A 14020-nucleotide genomic window follows, 5' to 3' on the forward strand; every position below is an offset into this window, starting at 1 on the left:
GGGTCTATGTTACCGGCTATCTATTACTTACTAGGTACTCAGTAAGGGGCCGTGCGATGGACATCGAGGAGCAGGCCGCGCTCACCAGCGGCGCCGACTTCTGGCACACCCGGGCCGTCGGCGACGTGCCCGCGGTGATGGTCACCGACGGCCCGCACGGCGTGCGCAAGCAGGTCGCCGGCGAGGGCCACGGCCTGCTGGACAGCGAGCCGTCCACCTGCTTCCCGCCGGCGGTCGCGATGGGCTCGACCTGGGACCCGGACCTCCTGCGGCGCGTCGGCGAGGCGCTGGGCGAGGAGTGCCGGGCGATGGACGTCGCCGTGCTGCTCGGCCCCGGCATCAACCTCAAGCGCACCCCGCTGGGCGGGCGCAACTTCGAGTACTTCTCCGAGGACCCGATCCTCACCGGCGTGCTGGCCACCGAGTGGGTCGCCGGCCTGCAGAGCCGCGGCGTGGGCGCGTCGCTCAAGCACTTCGCGATCAACAGCCAGGAGACCGACCGCATGCGGGTCAGCGCCGACGTCGACGAGCGCACGCTGCGGGAGCTGTACCTGCGCGCGTTCCAGCGGGTCGTGCAGCGGGCGCGGCCGTGGACGGTCATGTGCTCGTACAACCGGATCAACGGGGTGTACGCCAGCCAGCACCACTGGCTGCTCACCGAGGTGCTGCGCGGCGAGTGGGGCTACGAGGGCGTGCTCGTGTCCGACTGGGGCGCCGTGGTCGACCGCGTCGAGGCGGTGCGGGCCGGGCTCGACCTGACGATGCCGGGACCGGACGACCCCGGGGACCGGGCGCTGGCCGCCGCCGTCCGTGACGGGTCGCTGCCCGCGCCGGCGCTGCAGACCGCCGCCGCTCGCGTGGCGTCCCTGGTACGCCGGGCCGTGACCGCGGCGACGCCGGGCGCCACCTACGACGTCGAGGCCCACCACGCGCTCGCCCGCGAGGCGGCCGGGCGGGGGATCGTGCTGCTGAAGAACGAGGGCGGGCTGCTCCCGCTGTCGCCGGACGAGCCCGCCGTCGCGGTCATCGGCGAGCAGGCGCGCAACCCGCGGTACCAGGGCGGCGGCTCTTCGCTCATCAACCCCACGAAGCTGGACAACGCGCTCGACGAGATCACCGCCCTCGCCCGCGGCGACGTGCGCTTCGCGCCCGGATACGACGACCCCGAGGCGGCCGCGACGCTGGCCCGCGCGTGCTCGGTGGCGATCGTGTTCGCCGGCTCCGAGGAGGAGACCGAGGGCTCGGACCGCACCGGCCTGGAGCTGCCGGCGGCCCACCTCGCGCTGATCGAGCGGGTCGCGGCGGCGAATCCGCGCACCGTCGTCGTGCTGTCCAACGGCGCGGTCGTGCGCACCGGCCCGTGGGACGCGGCCGTGCCCGCGCTCGTCGAGGGCTGGCTGCTCGGCCAGGCCGGCGGCGGGGCGATCGCCGACGTGCTCTTCGGCGTCGTGAACCCGTCGGGGCGGCTGGCCGAGACGATCCCGCTGCGCCTCGCCGACCACCCGTCGCACCTGGACTTCCCGGGCGAGCAGGGGCACGTGCGCTACGGGGAGGGGATCCACGTGGGGTACCGCGGCTTCGACGCCCGGGAGCAGGACGTGGCCTACCCGTTCGGGTTCGGGCTGTCGTACACCACGTTCGAGTACTCCGGCCTCGCGGTGTCCACCGTGGACGGCGGGCTCGAGGTGCGGGTCACCGTGACCAACACCGGTGCGCGGGACGGTCGCGAGGTCGTGCAGGTGTACACCGCCCTGCCCGTCTCGCGGGTGCGCCGCGCACCGCGGGAGCTCAAGGCGTTCGCGAGCGTGCCGGTCGCCGCGGGCGCCTCGGCCGAGGTGGTGCTGCGCGTCGAGGACGGCGACCTGGCGTACTGGGACATCGAGCTGAGGCGCTGGGTCGTCGAGGCCGGCGAGTACACGGTCGCCGTCGGCGCCTCCTCGCGCGACATCCGGGCGACGGCGACGGTCGCCGTCGCCGGCGACGACGAGCGCCGGGCCCTCACCGCCGAGTCCACGATCGCGGAGTGGTTCGCCGACCCGCGCGGCTCGCAGGTGCTGACCGAGGCGTTCGCCGCGCTCGCCGGCTCCGGCGGGGACGGCGGCGTCATGGCCCGCACGGTCGTCGACCCGTCGATGTTCAGCCTCATGGCGAGCATGCCGCTGGAGCGGGTGATCGCCTTCGCGGGCGAGGCGTTCGGCCCCGACGCCCTCGCCGAGCTGATCAAGGCCGCGAACTGAACCGTTCGACGTAGCGCCGTTGCCACGGCGTCTCGACGGCGTGCGGGTGGTAGTGCCGGCGCACGTACGCGACCGCCTCGCCCGCCCGCACGCCGTCGAGCACGGCGATGCAGGCCAGGGCCGTGCCCGTGCGGCCCCGGCCCCCGCCGCAGGCCACCTCCACCCGCTCGTCCCCGGCCCGCCGCAGCGCCTCGGCGAACGCCGCGGCGGCCGCCGCCTTGTCGGCCGGCAGCCAGAAGTCGGGCCAGCGCACCCACCGGGAGGGCCACTCGAAGGCCCGGTCCCGGCCCAGCAGGTACAGGCCGAACTGCGGGTCCGTGTCCGGCGGCGGGTTACGCAGGCCGCGACCGCGGATGAGGCGTCCGGACGGCAGCCGCAGCACGCCGGGCTCGTCGGCATTCCACATCCGATCACGATAGCGATGCGGCCGGCCGCCCGGCGTGATCGGATGCAGCGGTGGCTCCCCTCGAATGGCTCCGGCGCCGCGACGCCGGCCTGACCGTCCTGCGCCGCGCGGCCCGCACGGCCGTCGTCACCCCCGTCGTCTTCGGGGTGGCCATCGGGGTGATCGGCAACCCGACGGTGGCCACGTACGCCGCCTTCGGCTGCTTCGCCCTGCTGCTGTTCGCCGACTTCACCGGCCCGATGGCCGACCGCGTCCGGGCCCAGGCCGGCCTCGGCGTCGCCGGCGCGGCCTTCATCGCCCTGGGCACGCTGGTCGCCCCGATCACCTGGCTGGCCGCCCTCACCACCGCGGTGCTGGCCTTCGCCGTCTTCTTCGCCGGCGTCGTGAGCTCGGTGCTGGCCGGCGCCACGACCGCCCTCCTGCTGCCCTTCATCCTGTCCTCCTCCCTGCCCGCCCCGCCGTCGGCGATCCCGACGCGCCTGGCCGGCTGGGGCCTGGCCACCGCGGCCAGCATCGTGGCGATCCTGGTGCTCTGGCCGGCGCCGGTGCGCTCGCCGCTGCGGGCCCGGATCGTCGAGGCCTGCCACGCCCTGGCCGACCGGCTGCGCAACGAGGTGGCCGCGGCGCTGGACCTGCCCGGCGGCACACCGGACGAGGTGGACGCCGCCTGCGCGCGGGCCGCCTCGGTGATCGCCGCGCTGAAGCACGACTTCTACGGCTCCCCGTACCGCCCGACCGGCCTCAGCACCGGCGACCGCGCCCTGGTCCGCCTGGTCGACGAGCTCACCTGGCTGTCCGCGGTCATCGCGGCCGGCGGCGCCCCCGGCCCGACCGGCCCGTGCCGGGTCCGCTTCGGCGCCGCGTTGGCCCTGCGCGAGGGCGCGGAGCTGCTGGAGTCCCGTTCCGGCGACCCGGCCACGCTGCACGCCGCCCTGGAGTCTCTGCGCGCGGAGGCGCACGCGGTGGAGGACGGCACGGTCTCCGACGGCGGCGTCCGGGCCGGCTTCCGGGCCCAGGAGATCGGCTTCGCGGCGGGGGCGATCGCCGCGAACATCGAGGTGGCCGCGCTGGCCGAGCGGCGCACCCTGCCGCAGCGGCTCCTCGGATGGCAGCCCAGCGGCATCGGCGGCCCGCTCGCCGCCGCCCGCGAGCGCGCCGCCGCCCACCTCGAGGCCCACTCGGTCTGGCTGCACAACAGCATCCGCGCCGCCGCCGGCCTCGCCCTGGCCGTGCTCGCCGCCCGGCTCACCGGCGTCGAGCACGCGTTCTGGGTCGTGCTCGGCGCCCTCGCCGTGCTGCGCTCCAACGCCCTCAACACCGGCCAGACCGTGCTGCGGGCCGTGCTCGGCACGTTCGCCGGCATCATCGCCGGCGGCGCGCTCATCGCAGTGATGGGCCCCAACCGCCTCATCGCCTGGGCCCTGCTGCCCCCGGCGATCCTCCTGGCCGGCCTCGCGCCCGCGGTCGTCTCCTTCGCCGCCGGCCAGGCTGCGTTCACCGTCGTGCTGTTCGTGCTGTTCAACCTCATCGACCCGACCGGCTGGCGGGTCGGCCTCGTCAGGCTCGAGGACGTCGCCCTCGGCTGCGCCGTCAGCCTCGCCGTCGGCCTGCTGCTGTGGCCGCGCGGCGCCGGCCGGGCCCTCAACGTCGCCCTCGCCGAGGCGTACGCCGGCAGCGCCGACTACCTGCGCGCCGCCGTGGACTACGGCGTCGCCGGGGGGCCGCCCCCGCGCCCGTCCGCGGTGCGCGCCGCCGCGGCCGGGCGGCGCATGGACGACGCCTTCCGCACGTACCTCGGCGAGCGCGGCGCCAAGCCCGTCCCGATGACCGACGTGAGCCGCCTGGTCGGCGGGGTGGTCGGCCTGCGCCTGGCCGCCGACGCGATCGTCGACCTGTGGTCGCGCGCCGACGGCGCCCGCGACGGCGCCGCCGCCCAGGCCGAGGACCGCGCCCGCCTGCGCGAGACCGGCTCGGAGGTCGCCGGCTGGTACGACGCCCTCGCCGCCGCCCTCACCGGCACCTCGGCGGTCCCGGACCCGCTGCCCCCGGACACCGCGCCGGCGGACCCGCCCGGGGCGACACCCCGCCTGGTGTGGACGGGCGGCCACCTGGACGCGGCCCGCCGCCTCCAGCCGTCGCTGCTGGGCCCGGCGGCGTCGGTTACTGCTTCGGCCTGAAGCTGGCGAACACCAGCTCGAGATCCGGCTTCGCCTTGTCCCAGTCGGAGTCCGCGGTCTGCCACCAGAACCCGTACGCCTTCTTCGGCGTCGCGACCACGCCCCGGTTGTTCACGTGCTGGCGGGTCGAGCTGCCGTCGAACGTGAACTCCCAGTCGGCCGCCTTGATGAAGTAGTCGGCGGGCTCGAGCCGGACCCGGTGGTAGTTGCGGAAGTCGCCGCTGCTGACCCGCGACTGCTCCTGGGCCGTCCAGTCCGCGACCGGGTCGGGCCGCGGGTCGTCGGACTGGTCGATGCCGAGCGTGCGCCCGTCGCCGCGGAAGTACACGATCCCGTCCTCCTTGGACTGCCGCCACCCCGCCGGCACGTACACGGAGAACCCGCTCGGATCGTGGTAGTCGATCCACCCTTCCGGCAGCGGCGGCAGCGACCCCTGCGTCTGCGGCGCCGACGGGCTGGCCGCCCCGCCGCCGGAGGGGGAGCTCGGCGCCGCGCTGGACGGTGCCGCGGCGGCGCTCGAGGGCGGCGGCACGGCCGCGGCCGCGGTCGTCTGCGCGGGGCCGGCCTGCGGCGGCTTCGGTTCGTCCCGGTCGTCGGAGCTCACGGCGAGCCAGACGAGCAGCGCGACGACGAGGGCCGCGGCCACTGCGCCGACGAGCAGCCCGGTCCGGTTGCGCCCGCCGCCTTCACCGGGCGGCGCCGACTCGATGACGTCGGGCCGCGGCGCAGCGGCGAGCGGCCTCGCCACGACGGCGGTCGCCGCCGCGGCGCGCTCTGCTTCGCGCTCGTCGTGTGCGCCGGCCGGTTCGGCAGCTGCTTGCGCCCCTGACTCCTCCTCGACCGTCGCCTCAGGTTCCGGCTCCGGCTCCGCCTCAGGCTCCGGCTCCGCCTCAGGCTCCGGCTCCGCCTCAGGCTCCGGCTCCGGCTCCGGCTCCGGTTCCGGTTCCGGTTCCGGTTCCGGCTCGGGCTCGGGCTCGGGCTCGGGCTCGGGCTCTTCCTCGACCGTCGCCTTGGGCTCTGGCTCGTCCGGCGCGGTTTCGGGCTCGGGGTCAGGCTCGGGTTCAGGCTCCGGAGCCAGCGTCCAGCTCATGTCCGATTCAACGGACATTTCGTCATCGGCCGGAATCGATGGCACGACGGTCGTCGGGGGCTCGGCCGCCTGGGCGGGCACGATGGCCGTCGGGGGATCGACCCGCGGCGTCGACGCCTCGGCGACCTCGTCGGCCGCGGCCGCTCCGGCCAGAGCCGCCCCGGCCGCGCCCGCTGCGGCGGGCGGCGAAGCGGGCGATGCGGCGGCGGGCGCTGCGGCGGGCGGCGAAGCGGGCGCTGCGGCCGGCGGCGTGGTCGCGGCGGCCCGCTGCGGGCGTGCCGGGGGAGTGCGCTGCGCGGGCAGCACCGGCGTCACCGCCTCCGCCCCGCCGCGGCCCCAGCCGCTCAGCCACGACCGCTTCCGCTTCGGCGGGTCGCGTTGCAGCAGCGCCTTGCGCAGCAGCTCCTCGGTCTGCGCGAAGTTGGCCCGCGAGCGCGGATCCTTGCGCAGCAGCGCGCGCAGCACGGGAGCGAGCGCCCCCGCCCGCTGCGGCGGGTCGGCCTCGTCCGTGGCCAGGGCCGTCAGCGTCTCGATGGCCGAGCCGCGCCCGAAGGGGGAGCGGCCCTCGACGGCGGCGTACAGGGTGGCGCCGAGCGACCACAGATCGCTCGCCGGCCCGGCGATGCCCTCGCGGGCGCGCTCCGGGGCGATGAACTCCGGCGAGCCGAGCACCAGGCCGGTCCGCGTGACGTGGCCCTCGCCCTCGACGCGGGCGATGCCGAAGTCGGTGAGCACGACCCGGCCGTCGTCGGCGAGCAGGACGTTGCCGGGCTTGATGTCGCGGTGGTCGACGCCGGCCCGGTGGGCGGCGCGCAGGGCGTCGAGGACCGCCAGGCCGATCTCCGCGACCCGGCGCGGCTCGAGCGGGCCGTCCTGGCGCATCACCTGGTCGAGGGAGCGCGACGGGACGTACTCCATCACGAGCCACGGCGACCCCTCGGCCGCCAGGACGTCGTAGACGCGCACGACGTTGGGGTGGCTCAGCCGGGCCGCGGCGCGGGCCTCGCGCAGGGTCCGCTCCATGGCCACGTCCCGGGCGCTGTCGAGCAGCTCGGGCGGGAGGACGATCTGCTTGACGGCGACGTCGCGGTGCAGCGTCTCGTCTCGGGCGCGCCACACCCGACCCATGCCGCCGACGCCCAGGGGCTCGAGCAGGCGGTAGCGATCGGCGATGACGGGGGGCGCCTCGGGCATGCACCATTGTGTACCCGATGCCTTCGCTCGCCACGCATGGCCCACGCCGTGGTGAGGCGCGCGACAGAAATCCGACGCGTCCCCCGCTCGTGCCGCCGATCCGCCCGATCTCATGACAAAGGGCGACGATCCGCGCGCATACCGTGGTTGCAGTTCGGTTGCGTAAGCGGAGGAACCAGGTGTTGCACAGCTTGATGTTCGTTGACGGTGAGAGCGCGGAGGTACTCCTCGTCGCCTACCTGATCGCCGGCATCGCCACGTTCGCGGCGGCGTTCCTGCCGGGGAACATGCCGCTGTACCGCGTGATCTGCCTGATGCTGGGCGCGGTGATGGCGGCGTGGGCGACCAAGGTCATGATGTTCGGCGGCCTGATCTTCGTCAACGCCCTGGTCCTGCTCGGCCCGGTCGTGCTGCTCATCTGGGGCGGCGCCGGCATGGTGCGCAGCATCGTCAACCGGCCGCCGGCCCGGGTCAACCGCCCGCACCCGGCGGCGCGCCAGCTCGGCTCCTACCAGCCGCACCTGCCGCAGGCGTACGCCTACGGGCCGTCGGTGCCGCGGCAGTACCAGTCGGGTTACGCCAATGTGCACTACGAGTACTCGGCCGATCCCGGGTTCGTGCCGTCGCGCCGCGAGGCCGCCGCGTTCCTTGCCCACTCGCGCCGCGAGCTGGACGTGCCCGAGGCGGCGCCGCCGGTGGCAGCCCGGCACCGCCGCCCGGTCGAGCCGCCGGCCTGACGTCGTCAGCCGCGGGTCGGGCCGGCCCAGGCGTTGCGCATGGTTCGTACATCCTCTCGTGGTCTCTGTATCGCGCGGCCGTGTGCTTGGGGTTGGAACGGTCCGCTGAGGTACACCATGGCCGGTGGCGCTGACGCGGGCCTGAAACCGGCTTACGGCTCGGGCGGGCGCCGATCGATACTCGCCGCTGAGGTTCGCGCAATAACACGAAATATCGGATAAATCTGGACGCGCCAGCGTCCGGATTTATCCGTGCAACGGGGCGGCGACGCGGGTGCGCCGCCGCCCGCTGCAGTCACGCCGCCGACGCCAGCGTCAAGGAGAAGCGGGAACCGCTGTCCAGCCAGCGCGAGCGTACCGAGAAGCCCGCCGCCGACAGCTCCTCGTCCAGGCGCGCCGGGCGGAACTTCGCCGAGACCTCCGTGCGCAGCTCCTCGCCGGCGGCGAAGGTCACGTCCAGGGACAGGTCCCGCACCCGCACCGTCATCGGGCGCTGCGCGCGCAGGCGCATCTCGATCCACTCGTTGCCGGGATCCCACAGTGCCACGTGCTCGAACGCCGACGGGTCGAAGTTCGCGTGCAGCTCGCGGTTGAGCACGTGCAGGACGTTGCGGTTGAACTCGGCGGTGACGCCGGCGCGGTCGTCGTAGGCGGGGACGAGCACGCGCTCGTCCTTCACCAGGTCCGCGCCCAGCAGCAGCCACTCGCCGGGGGCGAGGCGGTGGCGCAGCGCGGACAGGAACGGGGCCCGCTCCGCCGGGGTGAAGTTGCCGATCGTGCCGCCCAGGAACGCCACCAGGCGGGTGCCGGACTCCGGCAGGACCTCCAGGTGGTTGACGAAGTCGGCGACGATGCCGTGCAGGTGCAGGTCGGGGTAGTCGCGGCGCAGCGCGGACAGGGCGTCGCGCAGGGCCGCGCCGGAGACGTCGAGCGGGATGAAGGAGCCGAGCGTGCCGTGGTCGCGCAGGGCGTCCAGCAGCAGGCGGGTCTTCTCCGACGAGCCCGAGCCGAGCTCGACCAGCACCTTGGCGCCGGTGATGCGCGCGATGGCGCCGGCGCGCTCGGCGAGGATCTCCCGCTCGGCGCGGGTCGGGTAGTACTCGGGCAGGCGCGTGATCTCCTCGAACAGGGCGCTGCCGCGGGCGTCGTAGAAGTACTTCGGGGGGAGCCACTTCGGCGAGGCGGTCAGGCCGGCCCGGGCGTCGGCGCGCAGGGCGGCGGCGAGGTCTTCGTCGGTCAGATATACGTCGAGGTCGAGATCCGGCACAGTCACGATGCAGCACCTTCCAGCGCGGTGATCGTCGCCGTCTGCGGGGTGGCGACGAGCAGGGAGCGGTCGGGGACGGGGATCCAGCCGGGGTCGGGGCCGAGCGGCTCCGAGGCGACGAGCACGCTCTCGCCCGGCGCCGCGCGGACGGACAGGGAGTGGCCGCACGCCGTCGCGGCGATGCTCTCGCCGTCGGTGAGCAGCAGGTTGAGGCGGGAGCCGGGCGCGGCCGCGGCGACCTGCGCCACGACCGCGGCCAGCGCCGCGCCCGGGGGCTCGCCGGCGCGCAGGCGGGCCCGGGTCAGCGCCCACAGCAGGGCGCTGTCGGTCGGCGCGTCCAGCGTCAGCAGGTCGCGCACCGGCAGGGTGCCGGCGGCGACGGTGACGCTGTCGGGCCAGCCGGCCACCCGGCCGTTGTGGCTGAACAGCCAGCGGCCCTCGCCGAACGGGGCGGCCGCCGTCTCGGTGACCGGCATCCCCTCCGTCGCCGAGCGCACCGCGGCCAGGATCGCGCCGGAGCGGGTCGCCGCGGCCAGCGCCGGCAGCCCGGCGTCGCTCCACAGTGGACAGCTTCGGCGGTACCGTATGGGCTCCGGCGGCCCGTCGAACCACCCGACGCCGAAGCCGTCGGCGTTGATGGTCCCGCCGCCGCGCATGTCGCCGGGCGCCCAGGACTGGCGGCTCAGCGAGTGCGGCGGCGCGAACAGCAGGTCCGCCAGGAGGATCGGCGGCCCCAGGTACGCCAGATGTCGGCACACTAGGCGGTTTCCCAGGACTGTGACCCCTCGGCCTGCGCGTCGCGAGCGGTGCGGAACCCGCTGAAGATCTGCCGCCGGATCGGATAGTCCCAGTTGCGGAACGTCCCCCGGCAGGCCGACGCGTCGGTGCCGAACGAGCCGCCGCGCAGCACCTTGTACTCCGGGCCGAAGAACACCTCGGAGTACTCCCGGTACGGGAACGCGGTGAACCCGGGGTAGCCGGCGAAGTCGCTGCCGACCCACTCCCACACGTCGCCGATGAGCTGGTGCACGCCCAGCGGGGACGCGCCCGCCGGGTAGGCGCCGACCGGGGCCGGCGTGAGGTGGCGCTGGCCGAGGTTGGCGTGCTGCGGGCCCGGGTCCTCGTCGCCCCACGGGTAGCGCCGCGAGCGGCCCGTCGCCGGGTCCCACCGCGCCGCCTTCTCCCACTCCGCCTCGCTCGGCAGGCGCCGGCCGGCCCACGCGGCGTAGGCGCTCGCCTCGTGGAACGACACGTGCACGACCGGCGCATCGGGCACGATCGGCGCGGTGCGGCCGAACTCGGTGGCCAGCCAGCCGCCGGGGTCGCGGGACCAGTGCAGCGGCGGGGCGCCGCCGGCGTCGACGAACTCGGCGTACTGGGCGTTCGTGACCGGGGCGGCGTCGATGAAGTACGCCGGGACGTCGACCACGTGCGCCGGCCGCTCGTTGTCCAGCGCCCAGGCCTCGGTCGACGTGCCCATGGTGAACGGGCCGGCCGGCACCAGCACCTCGCCGCGGACCTCCACAGTGGACGGCGGGGGCGGCGGCGCGGAGAGCACCGGCCCGCCCGCGCGCAGCTGGTGCGTGGCCAGCATGGTCTCGTCGTGCTGCTGCTCGTGCTGCAGGATCATCCCGAAGGCGAAGCCGTCCTCGGTGAGCCTTCTTCCCTCCAGCGGTACGCGATCCAGCACGTCGAGCGCCTTGTCGCGCACGGCCGCCACGTAGGCGCGGGCCTCCTTCGGCCCGAGCAGCGGCAGCGCCGGCCGGTCCCGGCGCGCGTGCTTGAAGGCGTCGTAGAGGTGGTCGATGTCGGCGCGGACCGGCTCGCGGCCGCCGACGTCGCGCACCAGCCACAGCTCCTCCTGGTTGCCGATGTGGGCGAGGTCCCACACCAGCGGCGACATGAGCGGCGAGTGCTGCCGCACCAGGTCGTCGTCGTCGACGGCCTCGGTCAGCACCGCGGAGCGCCGCCGCGTGCGTTCCAATTCCCGCGCGACGCGGTCTCTCAGGTCGATCGGCCACACCGTGCCACGACTCGTCGGATCAGTCATTCCTTGTGCTCCCTTCGATGACGTCGTCGAGCAGGTGCGGCGGCAGGTCCAGCCGCGCCAGGGCGAGCTCGCGCACGGCCCGGGCGGCGCCGGCCAGGACCGGGTCGGCCATGCCGTGGCGGGCCGCCGCCACCCAGCGCCCGGCCGCCGGCTCGCACAGCTCGAGGACCTGCGACACGGTGCCGGGGTCGGCGAGCAGGGCGGTCAGCAGCGCGGCGGGCGCGAACCAGGCGCGCCCGGGCTGGGTGTCGAGGTAGCGGATCTCGAGGTACCCGCGCGGGCGCACCGGCGGGAACAGCGTGCTGAGGTGGTAGTCGAGGTCGCCGTACGTCGGCGGCGGCCCCAGGGCGCCGCGGATCCAGTCCGCGAACGTCACCCCGGTGGGGACGTGCCAGGCGCCGCCGGGCCGGCGGACGCAGAGCAGGGCCGCCTCGAGCGCGTAGCGGGCCCACTCGGCGGCCGGCTCGGCGCCCGTGCCGACCTGGCGGGTGCGGGACGGGTCGATGCCGCGCCAGGCCTGCTGACGGGCGGAGACCCAGCCGGTCTCGTGCCCGGCGAACCGCCCCGAGTTGGCGAACAGCGCCAGCAGCGGCGGCCCGAGGGCGTGCACCGCGGCCCAGCGCTCGGCGAGCTCGGGCGCGGGGCCGGGGTCGAGGCAGACCTGCAGGCCCGCCGTCGAGCACATCATGATTTTTCCGGACCTGCCCCGGCGGTCGAAGGCCGCCTCCATGGCGTCGTACCGGGGGGTGGAGAGCAGCCGCCGCGGCGATCGATGCGGGTCGACGCCGGTCTCGCCGAGGACCAGCCCGTGCGCCGCCAGAAGGGCGGTGAGCTGCTCGATCTCGGCGCTGACGGCCGCGTGGAGCTCGGCCAGAGATGCGTGCGGCCGGCTGGAGATCTCCACCTGGCCGCCGGGTTCGAGGGTGACGCTGCCGCCGTGGCGCAGCGGGAGCGCGGGACTGTCGGCCCGCAGGGTCACCGGTGCGTGGTCACCGAGCGCCCGGCAGAGCCGATCGCGATCCAGAAATGCTGCGGGATCGTCGCGTTGATGAACCGTGAACTCGAGTTCTACACCGACCGCCGCGGGAGGCCCGGTTTTGAAGCAGATCGATGCAATATAGCCCTCGGCCTGCTCGATCTCGGTGATGACCGCGTCGTGGTCGGCGGCCGTGCGGATACCCTGCAAGGTCGCCATGCGACCCGACGCTACCCCGGGAATCGGGGATCGGCGAACGCAGAGATTGAACAAATGATTACCGTACGGCTACGGCGCGCGCTACCGGAGCATGCGGTACAGCTTCAGCGCCTCGCGGTTCACCGAGCGCAGACCGGGCACCCTGGCCAGTGCGACCAGCCGGTCGATGAGGGGCACGGCCCGGTCGACGAGCAGGTCGGTCTTCGCCTGATCGGGGGACATGTCATGCACCCAGTACAGCGTCAGCCCCATCTGGCACAGCCACAGCAGCTCCGGCAGGTCCACCCGCAGCTCGGGGTCGATCTTCGTGGTGGAGCCCTCCACCACGTCGCGCAGGATGCCCATCGCCCGCTCCCGGGCCGGCGCCGACTCGGCGCTGAACGGGCTGAGCGGCGAGCCGGGCTCCACCGCCGTCTTGATGAACCTCCCGGCGAAGGCGTGGTACGGCCGCATGACCTGCACCAGCGACGTCCACGCCACCCGGAGCCGCTCGTCGAACGGCCCCGCCGCGGCGAGCCGGTCGGCGCACGCCGCGACGGCCTCCTCCTGGATCGTGCCGTAGAACTCCTGGACGAGGTGATCCTTGGAGGGGAAGTAGTAGTAGGCGTTGCCGACCGACAGCCCGGCGGCCTGGGCGATGCCGCGCATGGTGGTCTTGTCGTACCCCTGGTCGCGGAACAGCCGCACGGCCGTCTGCACGATGAGCCGCTTGGTCTGCTCGCCCCGGCCCGTCTCAGATGTCGCAGGTTCCGCCACAGTCCCGACCATATCCGTCCCGCCGTTTCAGGGCCTCGCGCAGGGAGCCGGCGGACCGGGCCACCTGCCTCGCGAGCGGTCGCAGGTGCGGCTGGGCGAGGCGCGCCGCCAGCCCCCGATATCCCTCCAGCGCCCAGAGGCACATGATCCAGGCCGCGTCGCCGGTGTAGACGCCCCCGTCGTCGGCGACCACCGTGATGTCGGCCAGGGTCTGCTCCACCTCGAGCGCCGGATACCGGCGGCGCGCCTCGTCCGAACCCGCCGCCACGAACTCCAGCGGGACGAGCTGGGACCGGCCCGCGAGCCAGGACCGCGCCGTGCGGCACAGTCCACAGCTCGCGTCGTACAGCACGGTCAGCCGCGTGATCATCGCGGGGGAATCGGTCCCTCGGCCTCCGGGTCGGCCGTGGCGGGGGGCCGATAAGCCGGAGGCACCGGTCCGCGCGGCGGCGCCGGCGGGAACGGCGGCACGGGAATGGGCTGCATCAGCGGCAGGCCGGCGGGCGCCATCAGCCGCGCGGGCGAGACGGGCGGGGCCGAGCGCTCCAGCATCCGCCGCCGGCGGAAGCGGCTGAGCACGAACAGGTTGAAGAAGTGCAGGCCGCCGAGCACCAGCAGGACGAGGCCCAGCTTCATCGCGAGGGCCTCCATCGCCCCGCTGCCGTCCAGGATCTGCCCGCTGATCTTCAGCGCGACCGCGACGTAGCCGAGGTTGAGCAGGTAGAACCCGACGACCAGCAGGTGGTTCACCGAGTGGGCGAGGCGCCCGTCCTCGAACGCGTCGTCGAGGAACACCTGGCCGTTGCGCAGGAGGGTCCGGGCGACCCAGACGGTCAGCACGATGCTGACCGCCAGGTACACCAGGTAGGTGCCGAGCTTGAGGTCCATCTCCGCCTCCGGGAGAGAGCGCC

Annotated in this window: 12 protein-coding genes; 3 read left to right on the plus strand and 9 right to left on the minus strand. The window is 74.7% G+C overall.

What is annotated here, in order from left to right; genetic code table 11:
- The first annotated feature begins 56 nt into the window (after window positions 1-56).
- Window positions 57-2237: a glycoside hydrolase family 3 C-terminal domain-containing protein gene (locus tag ACQEVU_RS09025; protein WP_433322097.1), complete on the plus strand. Its 2181-nt coding sequence runs from the start codon at window positions 57-59 to the stop codon at window positions 2235-2237.
- Here ACQEVU_RS09025 and ACQEVU_RS09030 read toward each other — a convergent pair.
- Complete coding sequence (locus ACQEVU_RS09030; RefSeq protein ID WP_433322098.1) at window positions 2221-2643, minus strand: phosphatase domain-containing protein; 423 nt, start codon at window positions 2641-2643, stop codon at window positions 2221-2223. The genes ACQEVU_RS09025 and ACQEVU_RS09030 overlap by 17 nt on opposite strands.
- Window positions 2644-2693: 50 nt before the next feature.
- Here ACQEVU_RS09030 and ACQEVU_RS09035 point away from each other — a divergent pair, with 50 nt between their 5' ends.
- Complete coding sequence (locus ACQEVU_RS09035; protein WP_433322099.1) at window positions 2694-4820, plus strand: FUSC family protein; 2127 nt, start codon at window positions 2694-2696, stop codon at window positions 4818-4820.
- Here the strand turns inward: ACQEVU_RS09035 and ACQEVU_RS09040 are convergent.
- Window positions 4804-7104, minus strand: coding sequence for a serine/threonine-protein kinase (locus ACQEVU_RS09040; protein WP_433322100.1), 2301 nt, complete (start codon window positions 7102-7104; stop codon window positions 4804-4806). The genes ACQEVU_RS09035 and ACQEVU_RS09040 overlap by 17 nt on opposite strands.
- Before the next feature lie 191 nt (window positions 7105-7295).
- On the opposite strand from ACQEVU_RS09040, the gene ACQEVU_RS09045 reads away from it, so the two are divergent.
- Window positions 7296-7841, plus strand: a complete 546-nt coding sequence (locus ACQEVU_RS09045; protein WP_433322101.1) for a hypothetical protein — start codon at window positions 7296-7298, stop codon at window positions 7839-7841.
- 295 nt (window positions 7842-8136) lie between these two features.
- Here ACQEVU_RS09045 and egtD read toward each other — a convergent pair whose 3' ends face one another.
- The 7 genes from egtD to ACQEVU_RS09080 form a co-directional block, all read right to left on the minus strand.
- Window positions 8137-9108 carry an L-histidine N(alpha)-methyltransferase gene (egtD, locus tag ACQEVU_RS09050; RefSeq protein ID WP_433334868.1) on the minus strand — a complete coding sequence of 324 codons (972 nt, stop codon included), beginning with the start codon at window positions 9106-9108 and terminating at the stop codon, window positions 8137-8139.
- Between the two features lie 2 nt (window positions 9109-9110).
- Window positions 9111-9866, minus strand: coding sequence for an ergothioneine biosynthesis protein EgtC (gene egtC / locus ACQEVU_RS09055; RefSeq protein ID WP_433322102.1), 756 nt, complete (start codon window positions 9864-9866; stop codon window positions 9111-9113).
- Window positions 9866-11158: an ergothioneine biosynthesis protein EgtB gene (gene egtB / locus ACQEVU_RS09060; RefSeq protein ID WP_433322103.1), complete on the minus strand. Its 1293-nt coding sequence runs from the start codon at window positions 11156-11158 to the stop codon at window positions 9866-9868. The genes egtC and egtB overlap by 1 nt, the downstream gene beginning before the upstream one ends.
- A complete protein-coding gene (egtA, locus tag ACQEVU_RS09065) occupies window positions 11151-12353 on the minus strand; it encodes an ergothioneine biosynthesis glutamate--cysteine ligase EgtA (protein WP_433322104.1) in 1203 nt (400 codons plus the stop codon). The genes egtB and egtA overlap by 8 nt, the downstream gene beginning before the upstream one ends.
- Window positions 12354-12434: 81 nt before the next feature.
- On the minus strand, window positions 12435-13109 hold the full coding sequence (locus tag ACQEVU_RS09070; protein ID WP_433322105.1) for a TetR/AcrR family transcriptional regulator: 675 nt from the start codon (window positions 13107-13109) through the stop codon (window positions 12435-12437).
- Window positions 13087-13479 (minus strand): thiol-disulfide oxidoreductase DCC family protein, encoded by a 393-nt coding sequence (locus ACQEVU_RS09075; protein WP_433322106.1) that lies wholly within the window; start codon window positions 13477-13479, stop codon window positions 13087-13089. The genes ACQEVU_RS09070 and ACQEVU_RS09075 overlap by 23 nt, the downstream gene beginning before the upstream one ends.
- Entirely contained in the window at window positions 13476-13997 is a 522-nt protein-coding gene (locus ACQEVU_RS09080; RefSeq protein ID WP_433322107.1) for a hypothetical protein, read from the minus strand. Before ACQEVU_RS09080 ends, ACQEVU_RS09075 begins: the two co-directional genes overlap by 4 nt.
- Window positions 13998-14020 lie beyond the last annotated feature (23 nt).

Source organism: Dactylosporangium sp. CA-139066, assembly GCF_050936175.1.
GTDB lineage: Bacteria > Actinomycetota > Actinomycetes > Mycobacteriales > Micromonosporaceae > Dactylosporangium.

Bases quoted from the DNA above. Each gene is read 5' to 3' on its own strand.
- ACQEVU_RS09025 (WP_433322097.1), top strand. From the start codon at position 57: ATGGACATCGAGGAGCAGGCCGCGCTCACCAGCGGCGCCGACTTCTGG.
- ACQEVU_RS09030 (WP_433322098.1), bottom strand. From the start codon at position 2,643: ATGTGGAATGCCGACGAGCCCGGCGTGCTGCGGCTGCCGTCCGGACGC.
- ACQEVU_RS09040 (WP_433322100.1), bottom strand. From the start codon at position 7,104: ATGCCCGAGGCGCCCCCCGTCATCGCCGATCGCTACCGCCTGCTCGAG.
- egtB (WP_433322103.1), bottom strand. From the start codon at position 11,158: ATGACTGATCCGACGAGTCGTGGCACGGTGTGGCCGATCGACCTGAGA.
- egtA (WP_433322104.1), bottom strand. From the start codon at position 12,353: ATGGCGACCTTGCAGGGTATCCGCACGGCCGCCGACCACGACGCGGTC.
- ACQEVU_RS09075 (WP_433322106.1), bottom strand. From the start codon at position 13,479: ATGATCACGCGGCTGACCGTGCTGTACGACGCGAGCTGTGGACTGTGC.
- ACQEVU_RS09080 (WP_433322107.1), bottom strand. From the start codon at position 13,997: ATGGACCTCAAGCTCGGCACCTACCTGGTGTACCTGGCGGTCAGCATC.